Origin of the sequence: Cupriavidus sp. WS (genome assembly GCF_000395345.1) — a bacterium.
Taxonomy (GTDB): domain Bacteria; phylum Pseudomonadota; class Gammaproteobacteria; order Burkholderiales; family Burkholderiaceae; genus Cupriavidus; species Cupriavidus basilensis_B.
In genome coordinates, this window is the sequence record NZ_AQPL01000018.1 from 25,646 (window position 1) to 48,302 (window position 22,657).

26 protein-coding genes and 1 pseudogene are annotated in these 22,657 nt (G+C 68.2%); 13 read left to right on the top strand and 14 right to left on the bottom strand.

Going from position 1 to position 22,657, the window contains the following annotated elements:
• Positions 1 to 239 precede the first annotated feature (239 nt).
• From K206_RS0101775 to K206_RS0101785, 3 genes are all read left to right on the top strand, one after another.
• The gene (locus K206_RS0101775; protein ID WP_020200689.1) at positions 240 to 512 is read left to right on the top strand and encodes a pentapeptide MXKDX repeat protein; all 273 of its coding nucleotides are present in this window, start codon (positions 240 to 242) and stop codon (positions 510 to 512) included.
• A gap of 72 nt (positions 513 to 584) precedes the next feature.
• Positions 585 to 1,211: a cytochrome b/b6 domain-containing protein gene (locus tag K206_RS0101780; protein ID WP_020200690.1), complete on the top strand. Its 627-nt coding sequence runs from the start codon at positions 585 to 587 to the stop codon at positions 1,209 to 1,211.
• Between the two features lie 84 nt (positions 1,212 to 1,295).
• The gene (locus K206_RS0101785) at positions 1,296 to 2,078 is read left to right on the top strand and encodes a molybdopterin-dependent oxidoreductase (RefSeq protein WP_020200691.1); all 783 of its coding nucleotides are present in this window, start codon (positions 1,296 to 1,298) and stop codon (positions 2,076 to 2,078) included.
• A 100-nt stretch (positions 2,079 to 2,178) separates the two neighbouring features.
• On the opposite strand, the gene K206_RS0101790 is transcribed toward K206_RS0101785, so the two are convergent.
• Positions 2,179 to 2,991, bottom strand: a complete 813-nt coding sequence (locus tag K206_RS0101790; protein ID WP_196812829.1) for an IclR family transcriptional regulator — start codon at positions 2,989 to 2,991, stop codon at positions 2,179 to 2,181.
• A 49-nt stretch (positions 2,992 to 3,040) separates the two neighbouring features.
• Positions 3,041 to 3,679 (bottom strand): flavin reductase family protein, encoded by a 639-nt coding sequence (locus tag K206_RS0101795; RefSeq protein WP_020200693.1) that lies wholly within the window; start codon positions 3,677 to 3,679, stop codon positions 3,041 to 3,043.
• Between the two features lie 200 nt (positions 3,680 to 3,879).
• Here K206_RS0101795 and K206_RS0101800 point away from each other — a divergent pair, with 200 nt between their 5' ends.
• The 6 genes from K206_RS0101800 (at position 3,880) to K206_RS0101825 (ending at position 8,771) form a co-directional block, all read left to right on the top strand.
• On the top strand, positions 3,880 to 4,866 hold the full coding sequence (locus K206_RS0101800; RefSeq protein ID WP_020200694.1) for a tripartite tricarboxylate transporter substrate binding protein: 987 nt from the start codon (positions 3,880 to 3,882) through the stop codon (positions 4,864 to 4,866).
• Positions 4,863 to 5,270, top strand: a complete 408-nt coding sequence (locus tag K206_RS0101805; protein ID WP_020200695.1) for a RidA family protein — start codon at positions 4,863 to 4,865, stop codon at positions 5,268 to 5,270. Before K206_RS0101800 ends, K206_RS0101805 begins: the two co-directional genes overlap by 4 nt.
• A 117-nt stretch (positions 5,271 to 5,387) precedes the next feature.
• The gene (locus tag K206_RS0101810; protein ID WP_020423628.1) at positions 5,388 to 6,275 is read left to right on the top strand and encodes an amidohydrolase; all 888 of its coding nucleotides are present in this window, start codon (positions 5,388 to 5,390) and stop codon (positions 6,273 to 6,275) included.
• Entirely contained in the window at positions 6,272 to 7,156 is an 885-nt protein-coding gene (locus tag K206_RS0101815) for a fumarylacetoacetate hydrolase family protein (RefSeq protein WP_020200697.1), read from the top strand. Before K206_RS0101810 ends, K206_RS0101815 begins: the two co-directional genes overlap by 4 nt.
• The gene (gene hpaH / locus K206_RS0101820) at positions 7,153 to 7,959 is read left to right on the top strand and encodes a 2-oxo-hept-4-ene-1,7-dioate hydratase (protein WP_020200698.1); all 807 of its coding nucleotides are present in this window, start codon (positions 7,153 to 7,155) and stop codon (positions 7,957 to 7,959) included. Before K206_RS0101815 ends, hpaH begins: the two co-directional genes overlap by 4 nt.
• Before the next feature lie 17 nt (positions 7,960 to 7,976).
• On the top strand, positions 7,977 to 8,771 hold the full coding sequence (locus K206_RS0101825; protein ID WP_020200699.1) for an aldolase/citrate lyase family protein: 795 nt from the start codon (positions 7,977 to 7,979) through the stop codon (positions 8,769 to 8,771).
• A gap of 30 nt (positions 8,772 to 8,801) precedes the next feature.
• On the opposite strand, the gene K206_RS0101830 is transcribed toward K206_RS0101825, so the two are convergent.
• On the bottom strand, positions 8,802 to 9,869 hold the full coding sequence (locus K206_RS0101830) for an alkene reductase (protein WP_020200700.1): 1,068 nt from the start codon (positions 9,867 to 9,869) through the stop codon (positions 8,802 to 8,804).
• A 260-nt stretch (positions 9,870 to 10,129) separates the two neighbouring features.
• Here K206_RS0101830 and K206_RS0101835 point away from each other — a divergent pair, with 260 nt between their 5' ends.
• Positions 10,130 to 10,588, top strand: coding sequence for an Rrf2 family transcriptional regulator (locus K206_RS0101835; protein ID WP_020200701.1), 459 nt, complete (start codon positions 10,130 to 10,132; stop codon positions 10,586 to 10,588).
• A 2-nt stretch (positions 10,589 to 10,590) separates the two neighbouring features.
• Here the strand turns inward: K206_RS0101835 and K206_RS0101840 are convergent, their stop codons facing one another.
• A complete protein-coding gene (locus K206_RS0101840) occupies positions 10,591 to 10,893 on the bottom strand; it encodes an Ada metal-binding domain-containing protein (protein ID WP_020200702.1) in 303 nt (100 codons plus the stop codon).
• 1 nt (position 10,894) lies between these two features.
• Positions 10,895 to 11,446, bottom strand: coding sequence for a methylated-DNA--[protein]-cysteine S-methyltransferase (locus K206_RS0101845; protein WP_020200703.1), 552 nt, complete (start codon positions 11,444 to 11,446; stop codon positions 10,895 to 10,897).
• Positions 11,447 to 11,737: 291 nt separating this feature from the next.
• Between K206_RS0101845 and K206_RS42560 the strand changes: the two genes are divergently transcribed.
• Positions 11,738 to 11,932 (top strand): hypothetical protein, encoded by a 195-nt coding sequence (locus tag K206_RS42560; protein WP_020200704.1) that lies wholly within the window; start codon positions 11,738 to 11,740, stop codon positions 11,930 to 11,932.
• 31 nt (positions 11,933 to 11,963) lie between these two features.
• On the opposite strand, the gene K206_RS0101855 is transcribed toward K206_RS42560, so the two are convergent.
• The gene (locus K206_RS0101855) at positions 11,964 to 12,914 is read right to left on the bottom strand and encodes a LysR family transcriptional regulator (RefSeq protein WP_020200705.1); all 951 of its coding nucleotides are present in this window, start codon (positions 12,912 to 12,914) and stop codon (positions 11,964 to 11,966) included.
• A 53-nt stretch (positions 12,915 to 12,967) separates the two neighbouring features.
• Positions 12,968 to 13,702 carry a glutathione S-transferase family protein gene (locus tag K206_RS37320; protein ID WP_081651290.1) on the bottom strand — a complete coding sequence of 245 codons (735 nt, stop codon included), beginning with the start codon at positions 13,700 to 13,702 and terminating at the stop codon, positions 12,968 to 12,970.
• Positions 13,703 to 13,989: 287 nt separating this feature from the next.
• Here K206_RS37320 and K206_RS44735 point away from each other — a divergent pair, with 287 nt between their 5' ends.
• The gene (locus K206_RS44735) at positions 13,990 to 14,148 is read left to right on the top strand and encodes a helix-turn-helix domain-containing protein (protein ID WP_020423629.1); all 159 of its coding nucleotides are present in this window, start codon (positions 13,990 to 13,992) and stop codon (positions 14,146 to 14,148) included.
• Positions 14,149 to 14,186: 38 nt separating this feature from the next.
• On the opposite strand, the gene K206_RS0101870 is transcribed toward K206_RS44735, so the two are convergent.
• A complete protein-coding gene (locus K206_RS0101870) occupies positions 14,187 to 14,933 on the bottom strand; it encodes a hypothetical protein (RefSeq protein ID WP_043365073.1) in 747 nt (248 codons plus the stop codon).
• A gap of 83 nt (positions 14,934 to 15,016) precedes the next feature.
• On the opposite strand from K206_RS0101870, the pseudogene K206_RS44205 reads away from it, so the two are divergent.
• Positions 15,017 to 15,431: pseudogene (locus tag K206_RS44205) on the top strand (zinc-binding alcohol dehydrogenase family protein); the annotation flags it as partial.
• A gap of 54 nt (positions 15,432 to 15,485) precedes the next feature.
• Here K206_RS44205 and otnK read toward each other — a convergent pair.
• The 6 genes from otnK to K206_RS0101910 form a co-directional block, all read right to left on the bottom strand.
• Entirely contained in the window at positions 15,486 to 16,745 is a 1,260-nt protein-coding gene (gene otnK, locus K206_RS0101885; protein ID WP_020200711.1) for a 3-oxo-tetronate kinase, read from the bottom strand.
• A 51-nt stretch (positions 16,746 to 16,796) separates the two neighbouring features.
• Positions 16,797 to 18,434, bottom strand: a complete 1,638-nt coding sequence (locus K206_RS0101890) for an NADP-dependent glyceraldehyde-3-phosphate dehydrogenase (RefSeq protein ID WP_020200712.1) — start codon at positions 18,432 to 18,434, stop codon at positions 16,797 to 16,799.
• A gap of 11 nt (positions 18,435 to 18,445) precedes the next feature.
• Positions 18,446 to 19,876 (bottom strand): pyruvate kinase, encoded by a 1,431-nt coding sequence (pyk, locus tag K206_RS0101895; RefSeq protein WP_029043117.1) that lies wholly within the window; start codon positions 19,874 to 19,876, stop codon positions 18,446 to 18,448.
• 222 nt (positions 19,877 to 20,098) lie between these two features.
• Positions 20,099 to 20,407 (bottom strand): putative quinol monooxygenase, encoded by a 309-nt coding sequence (locus K206_RS0101900; protein ID WP_020200714.1) that lies wholly within the window; start codon positions 20,405 to 20,407, stop codon positions 20,099 to 20,101.
• A gap of 102 nt (positions 20,408 to 20,509) precedes the next feature.
• Positions 20,510 to 21,574 carry an Ldh family oxidoreductase gene (locus K206_RS0101905; protein WP_029043118.1) on the bottom strand — a complete coding sequence of 355 codons (1,065 nt, stop codon included), beginning with the start codon at positions 21,572 to 21,574 and terminating at the stop codon, positions 20,510 to 20,512.
• A gap of 117 nt (positions 21,575 to 21,691) precedes the next feature.
• Positions 21,692 to 22,657, bottom strand: a complete 966-nt coding sequence (locus tag K206_RS0101910) for a tripartite tricarboxylate transporter substrate binding protein (RefSeq protein ID WP_020200716.1) — start codon at positions 22,655 to 22,657, stop codon at positions 21,692 to 21,694.

Here is a 22,657-nt window from a genome sequence, read left to right on the forward strand (position 1 = left end):
CGAATTCTACGCCGCACTTGCCGTCGTGTGTGGTGCGAGGCGCTTCACCAGGAAATGGCCGGACGGCGTGCCCGCGAAAAAATTTCCGCCGGCTGTAACCGCCCGCGCGCCGGCGGCGAATTCCCTTTCAGACGCACACGACAGCGTGTGAATCTGGCCCCGGCCACCCCCTTTGGCCGGCACGACGTTCCGGAGGCCGGGGCAGTCCCGGCCGATGTCACCACAATGAGGAGTTACGAATGAACAAGATCGCAATCGCCGTGTTTTCCGCCGCCTTCCTGATGGGCGGCGCCCCGGCATTCGCCCAGACCGGCGGCTCAATGGCCAAGGACGCGATGGCCAAGGAAGGCATGTCGAAGGACGCGATGTCCAAGGATGCCATGTCGAAGGATGGCATGGCCAAGGACGCGATGTCGAAGGACGCCATGCACAAGGACAAGATGGGCAAGTCGAAGCCGCACGACAAGATGGGCAAGGACGGCGACGCCATGTCCGGCGGCGCCGGCAAGTAAGGCAGGACCAACAGGCTGGACCGGGTGCCGCGGGGACAGGCCTCGCGCGGTGCCCGGACTCTGGAGACCGAGATGGAAACCGCTCCTCACGCGATCGCCCCGCCCTCCGCCCCGCACGTGATCCAGCCCGGCTGGGTGCGCATTGCGCACTGGCTCAACGCGCTGGCCGCAGTGGTGATGCTGCTGTCAGGCTGGCGCATCTACAACGCTTCGCCGGTTTTTCCGGGCTTTCGCTTTGCAGACGGCATCACCCTGGGCGGCTGGCTCGGCGGCGCGCTGCAATGGCACTTCGCGGCCATGTGGCTGCTGTTCTTCAACGGGCTGTTCTACCTGGCCATGAACATCGTCACGGGACGGCTCGCCAGGAAGTTCTTTCCGGTGACGCCGCGTGCCGTGCTGCGCGATCTGGCGGCCGCGCTGAAGGGCCATCTCTCCCACGCCGACCCGAGCCGGTACAACGCGGTGCAGAAGCTGGCCTACCTGTTCGTGATGGCCGTGCTGCTCGTGCTGGTGCTGTCGGGCATCGCGATCTGGAAGCCGGTGCAGTTTCCGCTGCTGCGCGAGCTCATGGGCGGCTACGACTTCGCGCGCGTGGTCCATTTCTGCGCCATGTCGCTGCTGGCCGCCTTCGTCGTCGTGCATCTGGTGATGGTGGCGCTGGTGCCGCGCAGCCTGCTGACGATGATTCGCGGACGCTGACGCCCCATCGCCACATCGCCACATCGTCCCATCGCCCCATCACCGCATCACCGCATCGCCACCCAGGACACAGGAGCCCGAACCGTGAACCCGAAACCTCCAGGGCCGAAGCGCGCGGCGATCGACCGCGCGTCGCTGATCATCGACGTGCGCCGCGAACTCGACCAGCCCGCGCGCCGGCTGTTCGGCAAGCGCCTCCTCACGCTCGGCGGCCTCGCCATGCTCACCGGCTGCAGCCTGAGCGACGAGGCATCGGTCGAGACCTTCCTCACGCGCGTCTCGCGCGTCAACGATAAGGTGCAGGGCTGGCTGTTCGACCCGAACCGGCTTGCGCCCACCTACACCGAAGCGCAGATCACGCGCCCGTTTCCGTTCAATGCGTTCTACGGCATCGACGAAGTGACCGTGGTGAACGGCGACGACTTCCGGCTCAAGGTCGGCGGCCTGGTGCAGGACAAGCGCAACTGGACGCTCGACGCGCTCTACGCATTGCCCAAGGCCGAGCAGATCACCCGGCATATCTGCGTGGAGGGCTGGAGCGCCATCGGGCGCTGGGGCGGCACGCCGTTCGCGGGCTTTCTCCGGCGCATCGGCGCGGACACCACGGCGAAATACGTGGGCTTCAGATGCGCGGACGACTATTACGAAAGCATCGACATGGCCACGGCGCTGCATCCGCAGACCCTGCTGACCTTCACCTACGACGGCGAGCGCCTGCCGCCCAAGTATGGCTACCCGATGAAGCTGCGGATGCCGACCAAGCTCGGCTACAAGAACCCCAAGCACATCATGGAACTGTTCGTGACCAATACCTATCCGGGCGGGTATTGGGTGGACCAGAGCTACAACTGGTTCGGCGGTTCGTGAAAACCAGCCGCCGCCAGCCCCGCCGCGCGCCGTCGAGACCGCCAGCCCGCCCGCGATGCCGGCCAGCATCTTCCGTGATCTTCCGTGGCCGGAGCGCGGCTCAGATGCGCGAGCGCCCGATCTCCGCGATGCGTTGCCGCAGCAGTTCCGCCTGCTTCTGCATTTCCTGAATCACCGGCGAGAGCCGGCTGGCGGGCAGGCGCGCCGTGATGGTGGCCAGTGCGATCCCGGCGACGACGGCGCCGGTGCCGTCGTAGACCGGCACGGCTACCGCTCTCGAACCTTGCACCACGCCCTTGGCGGTATAGCTGTAGCCCTGTTCGCGGACCTCGTGCGCGCGCTCGATCAGCGCGGCGGGATCGACCTTCAGGGCGGCCAGCCGCCTCGCGTTGCGCTGGACGACGGCCTGAATCTCGCTATCCGTCCGGGACGACAGCAGCACCAGCCCGCTTACGCCGGCGCCGAGCGGGCGCCGCGCGCCGACGTCGATCGACAGCACCTTGACCGGATAGCTGCCCGGCCAGCGTCCGATGCAGACGGAGTCGTCGCCGTTCGCGATCGTCAGGAAGATGGTGTCGCCCAGGGTCTCGCTCAGGTATTGCAGATATGGCTCGGCCGCCGCGCGCAGCGGAAAGCGGGCCACGCGGGCCAGCCCCAGCAGCGTGACTTCGTTGCCGATCGCGTAGCGGCGTGTCTTCGGATTCTGCTCGGCCGCGCCCTCTTCGATCAGCACGCGCAGAATCCGGTGGACGGTGGGCTGGCTCAGTCCCGTGCTCGTCACCACGTCGATCAGGCGCACGCCGCGTTCCTGCCCCGCGGCGACGATCCGCAGGATGGCAAGCGCGCGGCGGATGCTCTGCGCTCCCTCGGAGCCCCTGCCCTTCTCCGCCACGTCGACCACCTCGATCTCCATGTTCCGGTTGCCGCCGTCGCCGGTTGCCACGGCCGCCGATGCCGCCGCGCTAGCCCGCCTGGCCATTCCCGCTCATGACCGACTTCGCCGTCTGCGCCACCGCGCGCAGCGTCACGATCTCGCCCAGGCTCGCGTAGTTGGGGCCGCCGATGCGGCACACCGGATTCAGCCCGCGCGTGTCGACCTTGCCGTCCTGGTACAGGTCGTCGCGGATATGAAACGCCAGGACCTCGCCGACGACGAATTCGGCGCCGGTCTCGCCGAACGCGATGACGCGCTCCAGCCTGCATTCCATGCTGACGGGAACGTCGGCCAGGCGCGGCGTGCGAACGAGGGTGGAAGCCGCGGTGGCCAGGCCGAGGACTTCGACCTCGCTCACGTCGGCGGGATGTTCCTCGCTGCTCTGGTGGATCGCCTGCAGTTGCGTGGCATCGCCGATGTTGATCACGAACTCGCCGCTCGCGTGGATGTTGGCTCCGGTGTCCTTGCGCACGCCGGCCTTGCGCCCGATGTTGACGCCGATCAGCGGCGGCTTGTTCGAGACGAACGTGAAGCACGAGAAAGGCGCGAGGTTGACCACGCCCGCGGGCGATTGCGAGGTGATCCAGGCAATGGGGCGGGGCACGACGACCCCGCTCATCAATCGGTAGGTGGCTTCCGGCGAGAGCGATTCGGCGAGGACTTGCATCTTGTCTCCTGCATTCGGGTTGGAATGGGGCCATTCTGCCCACGCGGCCGTGGCGCCGGAAACCCGCAATGCGTCGATAGTCCACTTTATGGACTATCTGGGTGTTTTTGCATTGCAGCAGATCCGCTCCGATTTGTAAAGTGAGGCTGTCACAGGCCGGATCGAAGCGTCCGGCAAACAGATGACATAACGGAGACACTATGACCAAAGCGCAATTTGCGCGCAGCGCGGCCAGGGCCGCCGTTGCCGCAATCCTGGCTTCCCTCGCTTCACCGATACTGGCGCAGGCATGGCCGGACAAGCCGGTCCGCGTGGTGGTGCCCTATCCGCCGGGCGGCAACGTGGACTCGGCCGGCCGCATCATCGGCGCGAAACTGCAGGAGATCTTCAAGCAGCCGTTCCTGGTCGACAACAAGCCCGGCGCCGGCGGCATGATCGCCGCGGAAGCGGTGGCGAGAGCGCGGCCCGACGGCTATACGCTGTTCCTGGGCGCCAACGGCCCGATCCTGTTCTCGCCCATGATCTACAGGAAGAACAACTACGACTGGAAGAAGGACTTCATTCCCGTCAGCTCGGTGTCGTTCACGCCCGTGATCCTGCAGGTCAACAACGCGGTGCCGTTCAAGACCGTCGGCGAGCTGATCGCCGCCGCCCGGAAGCCCGGCAACGACCTGACGATGGCCTCGCCCGGCGCCGGCACGCAGAACCACCTGGCGAGCGAATACCTGCAGCACAAGACCGGCGCGCACTGGATCACCGTGCACTACAAGGGCAACGCGCCGGCGACGACCGACCTGCTCGGCGGCCAGGTCCAGTTCAACTTCGACCAGCTTTCCGTCGCGCTGCCTTTCATCCAGCAGGGCCGCACGCGCGCCCTCGCCGTGGGCTCCGCGAAGCGCCTGCCGCAGTTGCCCAACGTGCCGACCTTCCAGGAATCCGGCTTCCCCGACATGACGGTGGAAACCTTCACCGGCCTGCTCGCGCCGGCCGGCACGCCGCAGGACATCGTGCAGAAACTGTCCGGCGCGCTGCGGCAGATCCTTGCCGACAAGGACGTGCAGGGCAAGTTCGAAGCGCTGGGCGCGCAAGCGCGCGGCAGCACGCCGGAGCAATTCAAGCAATTCCTGACCAATGAGGACAAGCGATGGACACCGCTGATCAAGCAAGCCAACATCACCGCGGAATGAGTGCGGAAGCGCCGGCCTCCCCGGCGCGCCGCGCCAGCATCTACGTGGCCGGGTTCAGCCACAAGAACCCGATTCCCGCCGGCTGCCGCATCGGCCCGCTGCTCATGAGCGGGAGCATCCAGGGCAACGATCCGGCCACGGGGAAACCGGCGCAGACCATCGAGGCGCAATGCGAGTACATGCTGGCCAACGTCAGGCGCATCGTCGAGGCGGCCGGCGGCACCACCGGCGACATCGTCAAGCTCACGGTCTGGATGCAGGACCGCAACCAGCGCCCGGCACTCAACAAGCCCTGGCTGGAGATGTTCCCCGATCCGGAATCGCGCCCGGCGCGGCACACGATGCAAGCCGACCTCGACATGGGAAAGCTGATCGAATGCGACTTCACGGCCTACATTGCGTGAGCGCATGAGCGCATGAGCGCATGAGCGCATGGCCACGTGAGCGCGTGGCGCGCGCCAGGCCAGTTCGACAAAGATGGCTTCTTCACCGAAGCCGGCCCACATTTCCACCCAGCAGACATGCCAGACTATCTTCCCTTCGATCCGAATCCGCGCGCGCCCGTGCCGCTGCCGCCCGCGCGCAGTTGCGACAGCCAGTTCCACGTGTTCGGCCCGCGCGAGCGCTTTCCGGTGCGGCCCGGCGCGGCCTACGAGATGCCGAGCGCGACATGGCAGGTTGCCCAGCGGCTGCATCGCACGCTCGGCATCGGCCGCGGCGTCATCGTGCAGGCGACCACCTACGGCGCCGACCACGCCGTCGTGCTGGACGCGCTGGCGCATCTCAACCCCGCCACCGGACCGCGCACCTACCTCGGATGCGCCAACGCCGCCGTGCTGACCGAATGCGACGACGCCTATCTGGCGCGGCTGCACGACGCCGGCGTGCGCGGCGCGCGCTTTACGCGGGCCGGGCTCGGCATCAGCATGAGCGCGGCCGAACAGGACAAGGCCTTCGCGCGCATCAGGGAGCTGGGCTGGTACGTCAAGCTCCAGCCGGAGCCCGATGGCATCGCCGCGCAACTGGCCGCCTACGACAAGCTCGACGTGCCGATCCTGCTCGACCACATGGGGCGCGCCGATCCCGCCAGGGGCGATGCGGACCCGACGCTCGCCGCCGTCCTGGAGCGGCTCGCGCGCGGCAACTACTGGGTCATGCTCTCGCTCAGCGAGAAGATCTCCCGCGCAGGCGCGCCCTGGGACGACGTGGTGCCGCTCGCCCAGAGGCTGATCGAGGCCGCACCCGACCGCTGCGTCTGGGGCAGCGACTGGCCCCATCCGGTTTCCGTCAAGCAGCCGCCGAACGAGGGCGAGCTGCTGGAGCTGCTGTATCGCTTCGCGCCGGACGCCGCCGTGCGCCACAAGATCCTTGTGGACAATCCCGCCAACTTCTTCGGATTCGAAGCATGAAACTCGCAACGTTCAGCGTGGACGCCGGCATTTCCTGGGGCGCCGTGGTCGGCGAAGGCGCCGCCGCGGGCGTGGTCGACCTCGCGCGCCGCCTGCCCGGCATCCACTCGGTCAAGGCACTGCTCGCGGGCGGCGAACCCCTGCTCGCGCGCGCCAGGCAAGCCGCGGCCGAAGCGCGCATCGACCACCGGCTGTCGTCGGTGCAGCTGCTGCCGCCGGTGCCGGACCCCGAGAAGATCTTCTGCATCGGCGTCAACTACGCGCACCGCAACGCGGAGTACAAGGACAACAGCGACCTGCCCAGGTATCCGAGCGTCTTCATGCGCGCGCCGGCCTCGCTCGCCGGTCACGGGCAATCCCTGCTGCTGCCGCCGGAATCGAAGCAGCTCGACTACGAAGGCGAGATCGGCATCGTCATCGGCAAGACCGGGCGCCGCATCGCCAGGCCGGAGGCGCGCGCCCATGTCGCGGGCCTGACCTGCATCAACGAGGGCACCATCCGCGACTGGCTGCACCACGGCAAGTTCAACGTGACGCAGGGCAAGAACTTCGACGCTTCCGGCGCGATCGGCCCGTGGATCGTCACCGCGGACGAATTCCCGGACTTCGGCGACATCCGGCTGACGACCCGGGTCAACGGCGAAGTGCGCCAGGACGACACCACGGCGAACCTGATGTTCCCGTTCGACGCGCTGATCGCCTACCTGTCGCAGTTCGCCACGCTCAATCCCGGCGACATCATCGCCACCGGCACGCCGATCGGCGCCGGCGTGCGCTTCGACCCGCCGCGCTTCCTGGTCGCGGGCGACGTGGTCGAGGTCGAGGTCGCCGGCGTCGGCGTGCTCTCCAACGTCGTGCGCGCCGAGGAGGTGCGGCCATGACGCCCGGGCAGCTCAAGGACGCCGCGCTGCGGCTCGAACAGGCGGAGCGCACGCGCGTGCCCTGCCGCCAGTTCTCGCTCGACTATCCCGAGATGCGCATAGAGGACGCCTACGCCATCCAGCACGCCTGGATGGCCCTCAAGCAGGAGAACGGCCGCACCATCAAGGGACACAAGATCGGCCTGACCTCCAAGGCCATGCAGCGGGCGGTCAACATCGGCGAGCCGGATTTCGGCGTGCTTCTCGACGACATGTTCTACCGCGACGGCGCGGCGATTCCTTCGGAGCGCTTCATGCAGCTGCGCATCGAGGCGGAGCTGGCGTTCGTGCTGGACAAGCCGCTGTCCGGCCCGGACTGCACGCTGTTCGACGTGCTGGACGCCACCGCCTACATCACGCCGGCGCTGGAGATCCTGGACGCGCGCATCCAGCGCGTGGACCCGCAGACGCAGCGCACGCGCACCGTGCTCGACACCATTTCCGACAACGCCGCCAACGCGGCGCTCGTGCTCGGCGGGCGCCCGTTCCGCCCCGCCGTGCAGGACGTCGACCTGCGCCGCATCGGCGCCATCGTCAGCAAGAACGGCGAAGTGGAGGAAACCGGCCTGGCGGCCGGGGTGCTCAATCATCCCGGCTATGGCGTGGCGTGGCTCGCCAACCGGCTCCACCGCTACGGCGTGGCGCTCGCGCCCGGCCAGGTGATTCTCGCCGGCTCGTTCATCCGCCCGCTGGAGGTCGCGAAGGGCGACACGATCATCGCCGACTATGGCGACTTCGGCACGGTCTCGTGCTACTTCAGTTGACTTCGGGGAGCACCGCAATGGCGATTGCCGCCAATCATTTCAAGCAGGCGCTGCGCGCGGGACGACCGCAGATCGGCATCTGGTCGGCGCTGGCGAACCACTATACCGCGGAGATCCTCGCCGGCGCGGGATTCGACTGGATCATGCTGGATACCGAGCATGCGCCCAACGACGTGCCGATGGTGCTGCAACAGCTCCAGGCCGTGGCCGCCGATCCGGACCGCAAGACTGCCGCGGTGGTAAGGCCGGCCTGGAACGACCATGTGCTGATCAAGCGCTTCCTCGACATCGGCGCGCAGACGCTGCTCGTTCCCTATGTGCAGACGGCGGAGGAAGCGGCGGCCGCGGTCCGGGCGGTCCGCTATCCGCCGCTCGGCATTCGCGGCGTCGGCGGCGCCACGGTGCGCGCCACGCGCTTCGGGCGCACCCGCGACTACATGCAGCAGTGCGGCGACGACATCTGCCTGCTGGTCCAGGTGGAAACCGCGCAGGCGCTGGAGAACCTGGAAGCCATCGCCGGCGTCGACGGCGTGGACGGCGTGTTCATCGGCCCTGCGGACCTCGCCGCGAGCCTGGGGTATCCGGGCCAGCCGGCGCATCCCGCGGTCCGTGCCGAGATCGACAGGGCCATCCGGCGCGTTGCCGCCTGCGGAAAGGCGCCCGGCATCCTGATGGTCGACGAGGCGCGCGCCAGGGAATGCCTGGCGCTTGGCGCGCTGTTCGTCGCCGTGGCGGTCGACATGGTGATGCTCGCGCGCGGCGCCGAAGCCGCCGCGGCGAAGTTCAAGGAGCGTCCGGCGAGCGTCTGCTGAAACACGGGGGCATCGGCGGACGCCGTCCGCTCAGACCGCTTCGTCCAGCAGCGGATAGTCGTTGTAGCCCGTTTCGTCGTCCGCGTAGATCGTCTCCGCGTTGACCGCGTTGAGCGGCGCGCCGCGGCGGAAGCGCTCCACCAGATCGGGGTTGGCGATAAACGGGCGCCCGAACGCCGCCGCGTCCGCCTCGCCGCGTTCGATGGCGGCCTCCGCGCTCTCCCGCGTCAGCCCTTCGTTGAGGATGTAGGCCCCCTTGAAGATGCGCCGCACGTCGCGGCCGATGCGGTTCTCGCCGCGGTCGAGCGACTCGCGCGCGAAGATGAAGGCGAGGTGGCGCGCGTTGAGCTGCTCGGCGACATAGGTGAACAGCGCGCGCGGGTTCGAGTCGCGCATGGAGTAGGAGCTCGACATCAGGTTCAGGTGCACGCCGACGCGGTCCGCGGGCCAGACCGTGAGCAGCGCGTCGACGGCTTCCAGCAGGAAGCGCGCGCGGTTCTCGATGGTGCCGCCGTAGCGGTCGGTGCGCTGGTTGGAGCCGTCGTGCAGGAACTGGTCGAACAGGTAGCCGTTTGCCGCGTGCAGCTCGACGCCGTCGAAGCCCGCGCGCTTCGCGTTTGCGGCGCCGACCCGGAAGTCCTCGACGATGCCGGGAATCTCCTCGGTCTCCAGCGCGCGCGGCACGGTGTACGGGCGCTGCGGGCGCACGCGGTTGACGTGGCCTTCCGGCGCGATGGCGCTCGGGGCGACCGGCGGCTGACCGTCATGGTAGACCGGATCGGAGACGCGCCCGACGTGCCACAGCTGCGAGACGATCAGGCCGCCCGCGGCGTGCACCGCTGCCGTCACCTCTTGCCAGCCGGCAATCTGCTTCTCGGTCCAGATGCCCGGCGTGTTGGGATAACCGACGCCCTGGGGCGTGACCGAAGTCGCTTCGGAAATGACGAGTCCGGCGCTCGCGCGCAGCGCGTAGTGCCGCGCGTTGATGGGACCCGGGCTGCGCTCGGCGAACGCGCGCATGCGCGTGAGCGGGGCCATGATGATGCGGTTCGGCAGCTTCAGCGCGCCGATCTGGACGGGATCGAAGAGTGAGGACATCTGCGGGTTTCTCGTTTCGGTGTGGAACAGGGTACGGAAGAAGAAAGGAGCGGTGGCTCGGTTTCGACTGGCTATGGCACGTCGCAAGGCCCGCGGGTATCGCCGCGCCACCTTCGATGTAACAATATCGGTTACAACATAAACCATCCGCGCCGCCGGCACAAGTCTTTCGTCGTGAACGTTCGCTGCCGGCGAGCCGGATTGACAACCGATGCCGTAACGAATATGGTTACAACCAAACCGACTATCACAGGCCTGCCATGAGCGCCAACAGCCGCCTGACCGTGGCGACCCACATCCTCGCGTGGATGGCGCTCGTCGCGCGGAACCATCCTGAACCGGTCACGTCGGACCGGATCGCCGCCAGCGTCAACACCAACCCGGTGGTGATCCGCCGCACGCTCGGGCTGCTGGCGAAAGCCGGCCTGGTCGAGAGTTATCGCGGCGCCAACGCGGGATGGCGCCTGGCCCGCGGCGCGGACGCCATCAGCCTGCTCGACGTCTTCGATGCGCTGGAAGAAGGCGCGCACTTCGCACTGCACCCTTCCAGGCCCAGCCAGGCGTGCCCGATCGGACGCGGCATCGGCCCGGCGCTGGGCCACGTCTATGCGTCGATCGACGACAGCGTTCGCAGGACGCTTGCCGCCACGACAATCGAAGCGGTGCTCGCGGACACGCTGGCATCGCCATCATCGCCATCACAGAAACGGCGCCGCTGAAGTCACGGCCACGCGCGCCCGCCAGCCGTTGCGCTGGCCTTCCACTGCGCATACCGCTCGGGCAGGCAGACGGCGCAGGGCCGGTAGCCCGCGGCGAGCGCCGTGGCTTCGTCGGCGAAGAACACGCGGTGCTTCACATAGCCGCCACGGGCGACGGCCCGCAAGGCAGTGCGGCAGTCGAGGCGGCCATAGATCCGGCCGCGCCGATGGCCGCCGAGCGTGCCCGGCGTGCGGCTCCGATATGGCCTGCCGTCCCGGCCGATCAGGGTCCAGGTCCGGGCACCGGCCGCGACCGTGCCGTTCAAGTCAGAACCCCGGCAGCGCCTGGGTCCGGGGCACCACGGGCGGCGGCTGGATCGCCTTCTCGTGTTCGAGCAGCCAGCGCTTCCTGCGCAGGCCCCACGCATAGCCCTTGAGGTCGCCGTTGCTGGCGATCACGCGGTGGCACGGCACGACGATGGCGACCGGGTTGGCGCCGTTGGCCGCGCCGATGTCGATGGCCGCGCGCGGATCGCCGAAGCCCAGGTCTTTCGCCAGCTTGCCGTAGGTCGTGGTGGTCCCGGCCGGAATGCGGCGCAGCGCGGCCCAGACCTGGCGCTGCAGCCCGGAGCCGGCCGTGGCCGTCGGCAGGGCGTCGAGTGCGTCGAGGTGCCCGGCGAAATAGCTGGCGATGGCCCCGGCGATCTGCGCCGGCGCGGCGGCATCCGCCAGGTCCGGCTCGCCATAGTGCTCGCGCAGGCCGCGATGCAGACGGGCCTTGTGATCGGCAAAATCGAGCACGCGGATGACCTGCTGCGCATCGGTGACGAGCAGCATCTCGCCCAGCGGCGACGCGAGCTTGCTCAGGAACAGTTGCATGATGTGATCCTCCTTCGCAGCAGGACGGCATTGCCCGCTTGCAATGACGCCAGTGTAGGAAGCCCGCCGTTTGCGCGAACTCCGCTCCTTGCGGTCGAATTCCGCGCCGGGTTCCGGCGCGCGCGGCGCCACCGAAAAGGCGCGGCGCGGCAAATGGATTTCACAGCAAGAAACGGCGAGCGCCCGCCGGCGGATTGCCATAGCCTGCAATCGCCGGGAGCCGCTGAACGTTTCTTCAAGCATCCTGCTCCGGCTCCCGGCCCGTGTTCACCGATCCGAGGGAGTCCAATCATGCTGCCGTTGCTCGCACTGCATGCGCTCGTGGCCCATCGCGGCGACGGGCTGCGCCCGGAACTGCTCGCCGCGCTGGAACGCCGTGCCGGATGGGAAGCCGGCCTTGGCGCCGGCATCGAGTCCGACGACGGCCAGCCCGGTCGCGGGACGGAAGTCGCCGCTGCCGAGAAAAACCATCGCGACGAAGCCTGACCCGCGGCCGGACGACGCGACGGATGATGCGTCACCCCCTCTTCCTGCTCGCCGCGCCCGCCTTCGCCTTCTGCTTCTGGCCGGGGTCCAGTTCGTCGAACACCTCGACGAGCCAGTCGATGAATATCCTCAGCCGCTGGCTCAGGTGCCGGTTCTGCGGGTAGACCACGTGCAGCGGATACGGCGGCGGCCGCCAGTCCTCGAGAAAGGCGACCAGCCGGCCGCTCTCGATATACGGCCGGACCTTGAAGGAAAAGAGGTGGATGATGCCGATGCCGGCCAGGCCCGCCGCCAGGTGCGCATTGCCTTCGTTGACGCTCAGGAAGGCGTTCGGCTGCACTTCGGTGGCCGCGCTGCCGACGCCGAACGGCGACGGCGCGACGCGGCCGGTGCGTTGCGAGATATACCCCACCAGGATGTGATTCCGGCCGAGGTCCGCGATGTCGGCGGGCATGCCGTGGCGCGCGATGTATTCCGGCGTCGCGCACGTGGTCCAGCTCGCACGGCCGACTTCCCGGGCCACGAGAGACTCGTCGCGCATCGGGCCGCCCCGCACCGTGCAGTCGATGCCTTCCTGGATCATGTCGGTGAAGCCGTCGCGCACGCACAGTTCCACCTCCACGTCCGGGTAGCGCGCGTGAAACGCCGGCAGCACCGGAATCAGGAAGCTGCTGGCCAGCGAGGCGCTCACGCCGATCCGGATCTTCCCGGCTGGGCTGGCGTTTTCCACGCCGAATGACGCATTGACCTCGTCCAGCGCGTGCAGCAGGGGCAAGGTGCGATCGTAGTAGGCGGCGCCCTCCGGCGTGACGGCGACCATGCGCGTGGTGCGCCGCAGGAGCTTGACCTTGAGCTCGGCTTCGAGGTCCTGGATGATCTTGCTGGCGGTGGCCAGCGGAATGCCGAGCGAGTCCGCCGCCTTGGTGAAGCCGCCCGTCTCGACGACGCGTGCGAACACGCGGATCGCCATCAGGTTGTTCAATCCAGTCCCCTTTTCATCATTGCGTCATCGCGTCACCGCCCCCGCGCCGGCGTTCAGCCGGCGGCCGCGGCCGGCTCCGCCTTCCCGTTCAGGTAGGCGATCAGCGGCTCCAGGTATGGCAGGTCCTCGGCGATCAGGTCCTGCCCGCTGCGGTTCTTCACGCTCGGACGCTCGCCGACGCGGGCGCGCCATTCGAGCAGCGCGGTGTGATCCGCCGGGACCGCGAGCCCCGCGTAGTCGCCGTGCATCAGCGCGGCCCATACGGTGATGTCCGCGACCGAGAACTGCTCGCCGGCCACGTAGGGCTGCGTGCGCAGCACACCGTCGAAGTACCGCATGCCCGCCATCGCGCGTTCTCCGTGCTTGTCGCCCCACTGCTTCCTGAAAGCCCAGTCGGCGCTCTTGAACGCTTCGTTGGCCTTGCCGAGGCCGGGCGTCGAATGGTGGAAGAATACGCCTATCCCGTTGATCAGCTGATCGTCGGCGCGCTTCTGCATCATGTGGATGACGGCTTTCTCGCGCGCGGTGCGTCCGGTGAGGATGGGATTGCCGTCGAGATTGTCGAGGTATTCGGTGATCGCGATGCACTCCGAGATGAACGTGCCGTCGTCGAGTTCGAGCACGGGGACGGTCGAGGTCGGATTCTTCTCCCGAAACGCGCCCTGCTGATGTTCCGCGCCGTAGAGATTGACGCGAACGAATTCCACCTGCGATTCCATTCCCTTCTCGGCCAATGCGATGCGGATGCGTGCCGGATTGGGAAAACCGGTTATGTCGTGTACTTTCATGTGAATCACCTTTTTGCGGGACCTTGCGGCGGAAAATCGGGAGACGGGCGGCGTGCGAGGCACGGCCCCTGACCCGCTGGAGTTGCGGGGGACGAGACGGATGACGGACCTGGGGAGTCGGTGCCGGCGCGTATTCGGCGCGCCGGCGAAAAAGCGCCGGGCGCCGCCCGCGCGCGGCATTGCCGCCCGTCGCCCGCGGCCTGGCGGGCAACGCTTCAACTGCGTCGCAGTGTAAGTGAGCGGGCAATGGAGATAAATGCCGCCGGGTGGAAACATCCTCCATCCCGGTGGATAGTGGCCCCGGCCTTATTCAGGACGCCGCAGATGACTCGGTCGCCGAGACCGCGGGCCTGTGCGGCTTCGGATCGGCGACGGGATTCTCGGAGATGTTCAGGAGGATCGCGGGCGTCTTCCCGACGGCGTGGCGTGCCGGACAGCGCAAGTGAGCGGCGCGCCGCCGCACACCACGGTCGGACCGCCAGACCTATGCCTCGTCAGCCGGGCGCCACCGGCCGGAATCCGGACACACGCCGGCGCTGGCGCCGTTCAGCCAGACCTGCTCTTCCTGCGGCTGCGGCGCGGTCGCGGAGGCCACGTCGAAGACAACCCCGAGCGCCTGCCCGACGCGGGGGTCTTCGATGGGAAGCTCCCAGGTCAGGAACAGCTGGGTGCAGTCCGGCCCGGCCGGGAAGTCGGCCGCGTGAAAGCCGCTGCCGCCGCGCCGGATGACGCCATGAGGCTGGCAGGTATCGAATATCAGGGCCGTGCCGCGGGTCAGCGGGATGCGCAGATCCAGCGCGGGAAAATGTACGTCCTGGCCCTTGTCCTCGCTCACGAAGAGATTGCAGAAAGCCGCGCCGCCGTATTGCGTGCCGTCATGGTGATACCGCGCGCCGCGGCAGGCCATGAGCGCGACGTCGCTGGCGGCGAGCACGCCGGGCAGCCCGAGCGCGCCCGCCCAGTCGGCCATCGCCTGCACGCAGCGCGCGTAGTCCGGCCAGCGCGCCCGCGCCCGGGCCAGCGGCATGGCCTCGACGTCCCCGGGTTCCAGGATCAGGCGGGACGACAATTCCCTGCTCCAGTCCGCCAGCAGCCGCGCGGGCGGCGCGGGTATGTCGACCGTGCCGGCCAGCACGACGCCGCTCACGCGCCGGCTGCGGATGGCGTCGCCGCTCCAGAAGTACGAAGTAGGCTGGTCTTGTGCCGGATGCGGTGGAGGGCGGTGGTTCATCAGGATCGGGGTAACGCGGTGGCCGCGGCAAGGTAACGGATCATAGCGCGGCGGAACATGTCGATGATATGGAATGGCATTTGTTGGAGCAGGACGAGAGCAGCCTGAGCCGGGCCTTCGAATCGCATTTCCGCGCGGGCGTGGACGTGGTGCTGGACTACCTGTGGGGCGCCAGCGCGCGCGCTGCTGATCGCCGCGGGAAAAGCCGCCGCCGAGGCGGATCCGGTCCGCTTCGTCCAGATCGGCTCGGTCAGCGGCGCCGACCTCCAGTTGCCGGGCGCGGTGCTGCGCGCCGCCCCGATCACCCTGCTGGGCAGCGGCATCGGCAGCATCGCCCTACCGCGCCTGCTGCATGCGGTGAAGGCGGTGCTCGACGCGTCCGTACCCGCCGGACTCCAGATCGCGACCGAGGCGGTCCCGCTCGCGGCATTGAGCCGCTACTGGGAAAACGCGGACAGCCTCGCGCGGACAGTCTTCACGCCGCGTTCGCGCGAGTGACAGGTCGGTGCGGGCAATGCGGGCCGGCGCCCAGACAAAGCGCCGGGCACGCCCCTACGGACATTGCCGCATTGCCTCCGCGAAGAAGTCGGCGGTGCCGAAGTTCCCCGACTTGAGCGCGAGCGAAAGCGGCGCCGCGTCGATCGATTGCGTCCACGGCACGCCGGGCGTGATCGGCTCGCCGATGCGCAGGCCCGTGACTTCGAGCGCCTTGACCACGGCCCCGGAGGTCTCGCCGCCGGCGACGACGAACTTGTCGAATCCCGCCTGCCGCAGCCTTGCCGCGATCGACGACAGCGCCGCCTCCACCAGCAGGCCCGCCGGCCCCGCGCCGAGTTCGGCCTGCACCCTGGCGACTTCGTCGGGCCGCGCGCTCGCGTAGACGAGAACCGGTTCGTCGTGCCCGAGAACCCATGCGACGGCGCCGGCAACCACATCCTCGCCGCGATGCAGCGCCAGCGGGTCGATCTTCAGTCCCGGACGGTGCCTGAGCCACCGCTCCAGCTGAACGTTGGTGGCAACCGAGCAGCTTCCCGACAGCAGAACCATCCGCCCGGGGCGCGCCCGCGGGCGCGCCGCCCGCGTCGAGGCGGCGAGCAGCCCCGCCCGCCGGAAATTCTCGGGCAGGCCCAGCGCGAGGCCGGAGCCGCCGCTCAGCAGCGGCATGTCCGCCGCGGCGGCGCCGATGCGATGGAGATCGTCGTTGTCGATGGCGTCGACGATGGCAATCCGCGCGTCACCTTGCCGGCACCGGTCGAACGCGGCCCGGATCGCCTCATGGCCTTTGGCCACGACGCCGTGGTCGACCAGCGCCACCCGATGCGCCGTCTGCGGCGCGAGCAGCCTGACCAGGTTCGCGTCCGTCATCGGCGTCAGCGGATGGTTCCTCATGCCGGACTCGCTCAGCAGCTCGTCGCCCACGAACAGGTGGCCCTTGTAGACGGTCCGGCCATTCTCGGGCAGCGCCGGGCACGCAATGGTGAAGCGCGTGTCCAGCTCGCGCATCAATGCATCGAGCACCGGCCCGATGTTGCCGCGCGGCGTCGAATCGAACGTGGAGCAGTACTTGAAGTAGAACTGCCTGCAGCCTTCCTGCCTGAGCCAGCGCAGGGCGTCCAGCGACTCGCGCACCGCCTGCGCGGCGGGCATGGTGCGCGTCTTCAGCGCCACCACGATGGCATCCGTCCCGGTCAGCCGCCGTTGCGGGATGCCGATGGTCTGAATCGTTCGCATGCCGCCCTTGACGAGCATGCTCGCCAGATCGGTGCCGCCCGTGAAGTCGTCGGCGATGCAGCCCAGCAGTGGTCTCGACACTATCCAGTCCTTCCCAGTGAAATCCCGCAGGTCCGGCCGCAGCGGCGGCCTTCAGAAAATGAACCGCGTGTTGATGAACGCGGACTTGTGGCCGAGCACGATCTCGTCGAGCAGCGCCTTGGACGCGGCGGTCGATTTGGCGGCGATCATGGTGCGGATCGAGAACGCCCGCAGCGCGTCCGACACCGAGAGCGTGCCCTCCGCCGAATCCTTGCGCCCGGTAAACGGAAAGATGTCCGGCCCGCGCTGACACTGGCAATTGATGTTCACGCGGCAGACCTGGTTGACCAGCGGATCGACCAGCGTGGCGATGGTGTCGGGGTCGGAGCCGAAGATGCTGACCTGCTGGCCGTAGTCGGAGCTCTCCACGTAGCACAGCGCGGTGCCGATGTCGTCGAACGGCACGACCGGAACCACCGGGCCGAACTGCTCCTCCCGGTACAGCTTCATGGTCTCGTCCACGGGATACACCACCGCGGGGACGAACAAGGATTCGCAGCTCTGGCCGCCGTCGGCGTTGCGAATCGTCGCGCCCTTCGCCTGCGCGTCGGCCAGGCACTCGGCGAGGTAGGCCGGCTTGTTGCTGTCGGGCAATGGCGTGATGAAGACGCCTTCCTCCCACGGCATGCCCATGCGCAGTGCCGCGATGGCGGCGCAGAACCTGGCGAGGAATGCCTCGGCGACCGAGCGATGGACCATGATCGTCTTCAGCGCCGTGCACCGCTGGCCGTTGAAGGAGAGCGAGCCGAGCACGCATTCGCGCACGGCCAGGTCGAGGTCCGCGTCGGCGAGGATGATGGCGGCATTCTTGGCGTCCAGTCCGAGCACGGCGCGCAGGCGGTTGGTCTTCGGGTGCAGCTTCTTGAGCTTGTCGGCCACGCGGGACGACCCGATCAGCGCCAGGACGTTGACCTGCCCGGACGCCATCAAAGGCGGCACGACCTCCTCGCCGCGGCCGTAGACGGTGTTCACGACCCCCGTGGGAAAGGCGTCCCGGAAGGCCTCCAGGATGGGCGCGAACAGCAGCGTGCCGAACCTGGGCGGCTTGAACAGCACCACGTTGCCCATGATCAGCGCCGGGATCAGGGTGGTGAACGTTTCGTTGAGCGGATAATTGTAGGGCCCCATGCAGAGCACCACGCCCAGCGGGGCGCGCCGGATCTGCGCGATGGTGCCTTCCGCGACCTGGAACCGCGAGTTGTTGTTGTCGAGCTCCTTGAGCGCATCGATGGTCTGGCGGATGTAGTCGACGGTGCGGTCGAACTCCTTGGCCGAATCGACCGCCGACTTGCCGATCTCCCACATGATCAGCTTCACGATCAGCTCGCGCTTCTCGCACAGGCGGCAGGTGAAGTCCTGGACGTGGGCGATGCGCTGGTCGACGGACATGGTCGGCCAGAGGCCGGTGCCGGACGCATACGCCGCCACGGCCGCCGCGAGCGCCTCGCGGCTTTCCGCCGCGGTGGTGATCGGATAGCTGCCGAGCTCGAACGGCCGCAGGCCGCCGTCCGGATCGCGCACGCGCACCGGCGAGAGCACCGTGTGAGCGGGCCCCGCCCACTCCCGCAGCTGGCCGCCGATCAGGATGGTGCGCTGGTGCAGCGGCCCGGGCAGGCGATATTCGGGCGGGATGTCCTCGAGGCGCGGAAAGCGCGCCGCCAGCCCGGCGTGTGTCTGGAGAGCATTCATCTGTGCCACCCTCAGTGAGCGGAATCGGTTGGAGGGAAAACGATGCGCAGGAGGTTCGTCGACCCCGGGGTGCCGAACGGCATGCCCGCGACGATCGCGAACGGGCGGGACCCGGGCTCGAGCCCTTCGGCGCGCACGACGTCGGTCGCCTGGCTGACCATTTCCTCCACGTTGCCGGCATCCGCCGCGTGGACGGCATGCACGCCCCAGACGACCGCCAGCCTGCGCGCCGTTTCGATGCTTGGCGTCATGCCGATGACCGGCACGTTCGGCCGCTCGTGGGCCACGCGCAAGGCACTCGCGCCGGAGAGCGTGTACGTCACGCACGCGGAAAGCGGCAGCACGTCCGCGACGGTGCGGATGGCGGCCCCGATGGCATCGATGGCGTCCGCGTGCCGCGTGGCGGCAACGGCGCCCATGATGTCCCGCTGGAGCCGGTCCTTCTCGGTGTTGCGGATGATCCTCGCCATCATCTGGACGGACTCCACCGGATAACTGCCGCTTGCCGATTCGGCCGACAGCATGACCGCATCCACACCATCATAGACGGCAGTTGCGACATCCGACGCCTCCGCCCGGGTGGGCGCGGGCGCGCTCACCATCGAGTCGAGCATCTGGGTCGCCACCACCACCGGCTTGCCGGCTTCGCGGCACAGGCGCGTCAGGCGCTTCTGGATGGCCGGCACTTCCTCGGGCGGCATTTCCACGCCGAGATCGCCGCGGGCCACCATGATCGCGTCGGCCGCGGCGACGATGGCGCCGATGTCGGCAAGGGCGGCGGGCTTCTCGATCTTCGCCATGATGCCGATGCCGGGGCCGACGAGCTGCCGCAGCGCCGCGATGTCCCGGGCCGACTGCACGAACGACAGCGCAATCCAGTCGACGCCGAGCTGCAGGCCGAAGGCCAGGTCGCGGCGGTCCTTCTCGGTGAGCACCGACAGCTTCAGCGCGCAGTCCGGCACATTGACGCCCTTGCGGTCCGAGACCTTGCCGCCGGTCTCCACGGTCGTCTCCGCGAAGTCCGCGCCGCAGCGGGTCACGCGCAGGCGGACCCGCCCGTCGTCGATGAGCAGCGCGTTGCCGGGCTGCAGGGCTTCGAATATTTCCGGATGCGGCAGTTGAACCACCTCCTGGCTGCCCGGCACCGGCGCGAGTTGCAGCCTGAACGGCTGGCCGGCCGCGAGCGCCACCGGCCCCGCGGCAAAGGTGCCCAGCCGCAGCTTCGGCCCCTGCAGGTCGAGCAGCGCGCCGATCGGCCGGCCCACCTCGGACTCGATCTCGCGGATCAGGCGCAGGCGCATCGCGTGGTCTTCCTGCGTGCCGTGGCTGAAGTTCAGGCGGAAGGTGTCCGCGCCCGCCAGGAACAACTGCCGGATCGCCTCATGGGTCGACGAGGCGGGCCCGAGTGTCGCCACGATCTTTGTGTGGCGTTCACGACGCAAGCTCATGTGTTTCTCCGGTGACAAGACCGCGGCGGCGGCCGGCATGCCGGGCCCCGCGGGAAAGCAGGGTCCTCCGGCATCGGACCGGCAGCCAATTGGATTGGACGGGAAAGGCGCATCCGTTCCCGGGGCGGGAACGAGGATGGAAATATCGCGGGGGCTTTCGGCGAATCGAAAACAGCGGTCTATCTTTTTCTCATCGGCAGCAATGGCCGGCCGCGGCTACGGCTTGCTCTCGAGCCTTTCGCTTTCGAGCCTGCCATATTCGGCGACCTTCTTGCTCACCAGCCATGCGCTGGTGGCGCGATCGAAATCGTGAAAATGGCGCATCGCCAGATGGTCCTTGAACGCCGCGGCATCCCGGTAGATCTCGTACAGCAGGAACGCCGGCTCCGTGGGGCTCTCGAGAACGTCGAAGGTGAAGCAGCCCGGCTCGATGGCAAGGGACTGTGCGGCATTGGTCAGGATCGCGTCCCGGAACGCATTGCGCTTTTCCGGGAGCACCTCAATAGTCACGACGACTGCGTGCATGCGTAACCTCGTTGTCGGTGGAGGTTCAGGAGAAAGGCGGATCGCCATGCTTGCGGCGGCACGCCCCGGGCCGTCCGGGGCGCGCGCGCCAGGGTCGAACGGTCAGGCCAGCGGCAGCGGAACGCCGTATTGCGCGCCGAGCTCCTGCAGTTCCCCGAGAAGGGAATTGCCGAGCGGAATGCCGTCGCGGCGGCGCGCGCCCAGGGAAATGTACTCGCGCTCTCCGGGCAGGTAGATGCGCTCCACGCCGGTCGCGCGCCGGGCGCCGGTGACGTCGGTCATGGCCTTCTGCATGCGCTGCATGTAGGCATCGACGTCATCAAAGGCGTCCACCGGCAGCACGCCGAACAGGTGGCCGCTGTTCTGCGCGGTGGTGGTCTTCTCGTAGAGATCGCCCACGTCGCGGCCGAAGAACGCGCCGGACAGCATGGTGCTGAGCAGGCCGACGATCAGCGTCAGCGCATATCCCTTGGGGCCGCCCACCGGCACCACGAAGCCCTTGAGCGCCTCGACCGCGTCGGTGGTCGGCAGGCCGTCGGGGCCGGTGGCCCATTCCGCCGGAATCGGCGTGCCCTCCTTGGCGGCGACGATGATCTTTCCGCGCGCGGCGATGCTGCACGCCATGTCGAGCACGATCGGGAACGCCCCCGGGGTCGGGAAGGCGACCGCGAACGGATTGTTGCCCAGCACGGCTTCCGCGCCGCCCCACGGCGTCATGTGGTTGATCGCGCCGATGGTGAAGCTGAAGCCGATCATGTTGTTGCGCGCGGCCATCTCCGAGTAGTACGCCGCGGCGCCGAAGTGGTTGCTGTTGCGCACCGCCACGAACGCGCAGTTTCCGCCCTTGCCTTTCTCGATGGCGAGCGCCATCGCGCGGATCCCGACCAGATGGCCAAGTCCGTTGTCTCCGTCCATGACCGCGCTGGTCAGGCCATCGCGGACCAGCGAGATCTTCGGCGTGGCGTTCGTTCCCCCGTCCAGGATCCGCTTGATGTAGATCGGGAAACGCACGACCCCGTGCGAATCGACGCCGCGCAGATCCGCCTCGACGAGGTTGTCGGTGATCTCAACTGCCTCGCCGGCGGGCACGCCCACGCGCGTGAGAATCTCCACGCAGTATGTCTTCAAGCTCGATTCGCTCACGCGAACTGTGTTTGCGGCTTCCATGCTTCGCCCTTCCTTCCACGAATTGACTATCCCCAGGGCGCCCCGGCAGCCGGGGCGCCTTCGATGACCGGCCCGCGCACGCGCGCGAGCGCGCGGCCGCCCGGCCTCAAGCGCGCGTTATTCCGCGGTGATGTTTGCCGCCTTCATGACCTGGCGCCAGTTGTTCACTTCGGTCTCCACGAACTTCGTCGCCTGCGCCGGGTTGTCGCCGATCACATCCATGCCGATGTCGGCGAAGGTCTTCTTGGCCTCCGGGTCGGCAAGCCCCGCGAGCACGGACTTGTTCAGCTTATCCACGACCGCCGGCGGCGTGCTGGCCGGCGCGGCAATGCCGACCCAGAACTTGAGCGCCATGTCGGGCACGCCCGCCTCCCTGGCGGTCGGCACGTTGGGCAGCATCGGCACGCGCTTGTCGCCCGTGACCATCAGCGCGCGCACCTTGCCCGACTGGATGAAGTTCAGCGCGGTCGGCAGCGCGGTGAAGATGACCTGGATGCGGCCGCCGAGCAGATCCTGCATCGCCGCCGACGCGCCCTTGTACGGGATGTGCGTGAGATCGGCGCCGGTCTTGAGCCGGAACAGCTCGCCGCCCAGATGGGTGTTGGTGCCGCGCCCGGCCGAGCCGTAGTTGATCGAGCCCGGCGCGGCCTTCGACAGCGCCACGAACTCCTTGACGGTGCTGGCCTTCACGCCGAGGTTGACGACCATGACGAACGGCACCGATGCCACCGTCGTGATGTGCGAGAAGTCCTTGACCGGATCGAAGGGCAGGTGCTTGTACAGGCCCGGCGCCATCGCAAAGGACAGGTCCGTGACCAGCAGCGTGTATCCGTCGTTGGGCGCCTTCGCCACGTAGTTGGCCCCGATGGTGCCGCTGGCGCCGGGACGGTTTTCCGGGACGATCGACTGCTTCAGCGTGGTGGACATGTCCTTGGCCACGAGCCGGCCGACGATGTCGTTGGTGCCGCCGGGCGAGAACGGGACGATGAGCGAAATCGGCTTGGTGGGGTAATCCTGCGCGGCAGCGACCACACTGAAGAAGGACAGCGTTACCGCGGCCAGTATCTTTTGATGCTTCTGCAT

Excerpts from the sequence above, each read along its gene's own strand:
- K206_RS0101910 (WP_020200716.1), bottom strand. The coding sequence starts at position 22,657 with ATGCAGAAGCATCAAAAGATACTGGCCGCGGTAACGCTGTCCTTCTTC.
- K206_RS42560 (WP_020200704.1), top strand. The coding sequence starts at position 11,738 with ATGCTGCCGTTGCTCGCACTGCATGCGCTCGTGGCCCATCGCGGCGAC.
- K206_RS0101805 (WP_020200695.1), top strand. The coding sequence starts at position 4,863 with ATGAGTGCGGAAGCGCCGGCCTCCCCGGCGCGCCGCGCCAGCATCTAC.
- K206_RS0101845 (WP_020200703.1), bottom strand. The coding sequence starts at position 11,446 with ATGCAACTGTTCCTGAGCAAGCTCGCGTCGCCGCTGGGCGAGATGCTG.
- K206_RS0101900 (WP_020200714.1), bottom strand. The coding sequence starts at position 20,407 with ATGCACGCAGTCGTCGTGACTATTGAGGTGCTCCCGGAAAAGCGCAAT.
- K206_RS0101800 (WP_020200694.1), top strand. The coding sequence starts at position 3,880 with ATGACCAAAGCGCAATTTGCGCGCAGCGCGGCCAGGGCCGCCGTTGCC.
- K206_RS0101890 (WP_020200712.1), bottom strand. The coding sequence starts at position 18,434 with ATGAATGCTCTCCAGACACACGCCGGGCTGGCGGCGCGCTTTCCGCGC.
- K206_RS0101870 (WP_043365073.1), bottom strand. The coding sequence starts at position 14,933 with ATGAACCACCGCCCTCCACCGCATCCGGCACAAGACCAGCCTACTTCG.
- K206_RS37320 (WP_081651290.1), bottom strand. The coding sequence starts at position 13,702 with ATGAAAGTACACGACATAACCGGTTTTCCCAATCCGGCACGCATCCGC.
- K206_RS0101815 (WP_020200697.1), top strand. The coding sequence starts at position 6,272 with ATGAAACTCGCAACGTTCAGCGTGGACGCCGGCATTTCCTGGGGCGCC.
- K206_RS0101780 (WP_020200690.1), top strand. The coding sequence starts at position 585 with ATGGAAACCGCTCCTCACGCGATCGCCCCGCCCTCCGCCCCGCACGTG.
- hpaH (WP_020200698.1), top strand. The coding sequence starts at position 7,153 with ATGACGCCCGGGCAGCTCAAGGACGCCGCGCTGCGGCTCGAACAGGCG.
- K206_RS0101825 (WP_020200699.1), top strand. The coding sequence starts at position 7,977 with ATGGCGATTGCCGCCAATCATTTCAAGCAGGCGCTGCGCGCGGGACGA.
- K206_RS0101775 (WP_020200689.1), top strand. The coding sequence starts at position 240 with ATGAACAAGATCGCAATCGCCGTGTTTTCCGCCGCCTTCCTGATGGGC.
- K206_RS0101835 (WP_020200701.1), top strand. The coding sequence starts at position 10,130 with ATGAGCGCCAACAGCCGCCTGACCGTGGCGACCCACATCCTCGCGTGG.
- K206_RS0101790 (WP_196812829.1), bottom strand. The coding sequence starts at position 2,991 with ATGGAGATCGAGGTGGTCGACGTGGCGGAGAAGGGCAGGGGCTCCGAG.
- K206_RS0101830 (WP_020200700.1), bottom strand. The coding sequence starts at position 9,869 with ATGTCCTCACTCTTCGATCCCGTCCAGATCGGCGCGCTGAAGCTGCCG.
- K206_RS0101810 (WP_020423628.1), top strand. The coding sequence starts at position 5,388 with ATGCCAGACTATCTTCCCTTCGATCCGAATCCGCGCGCGCCCGTGCCG.
- K206_RS0101905 (WP_029043118.1), bottom strand. The coding sequence starts at position 21,574 with ATGGAAGCCGCAAACACAGTTCGCGTGAGCGAATCGAGCTTGAAGACA.
- K206_RS0101795 (WP_020200693.1), bottom strand. The coding sequence starts at position 3,679 with ATGCAAGTCCTCGCCGAATCGCTCTCGCCGGAAGCCACCTACCGATTG.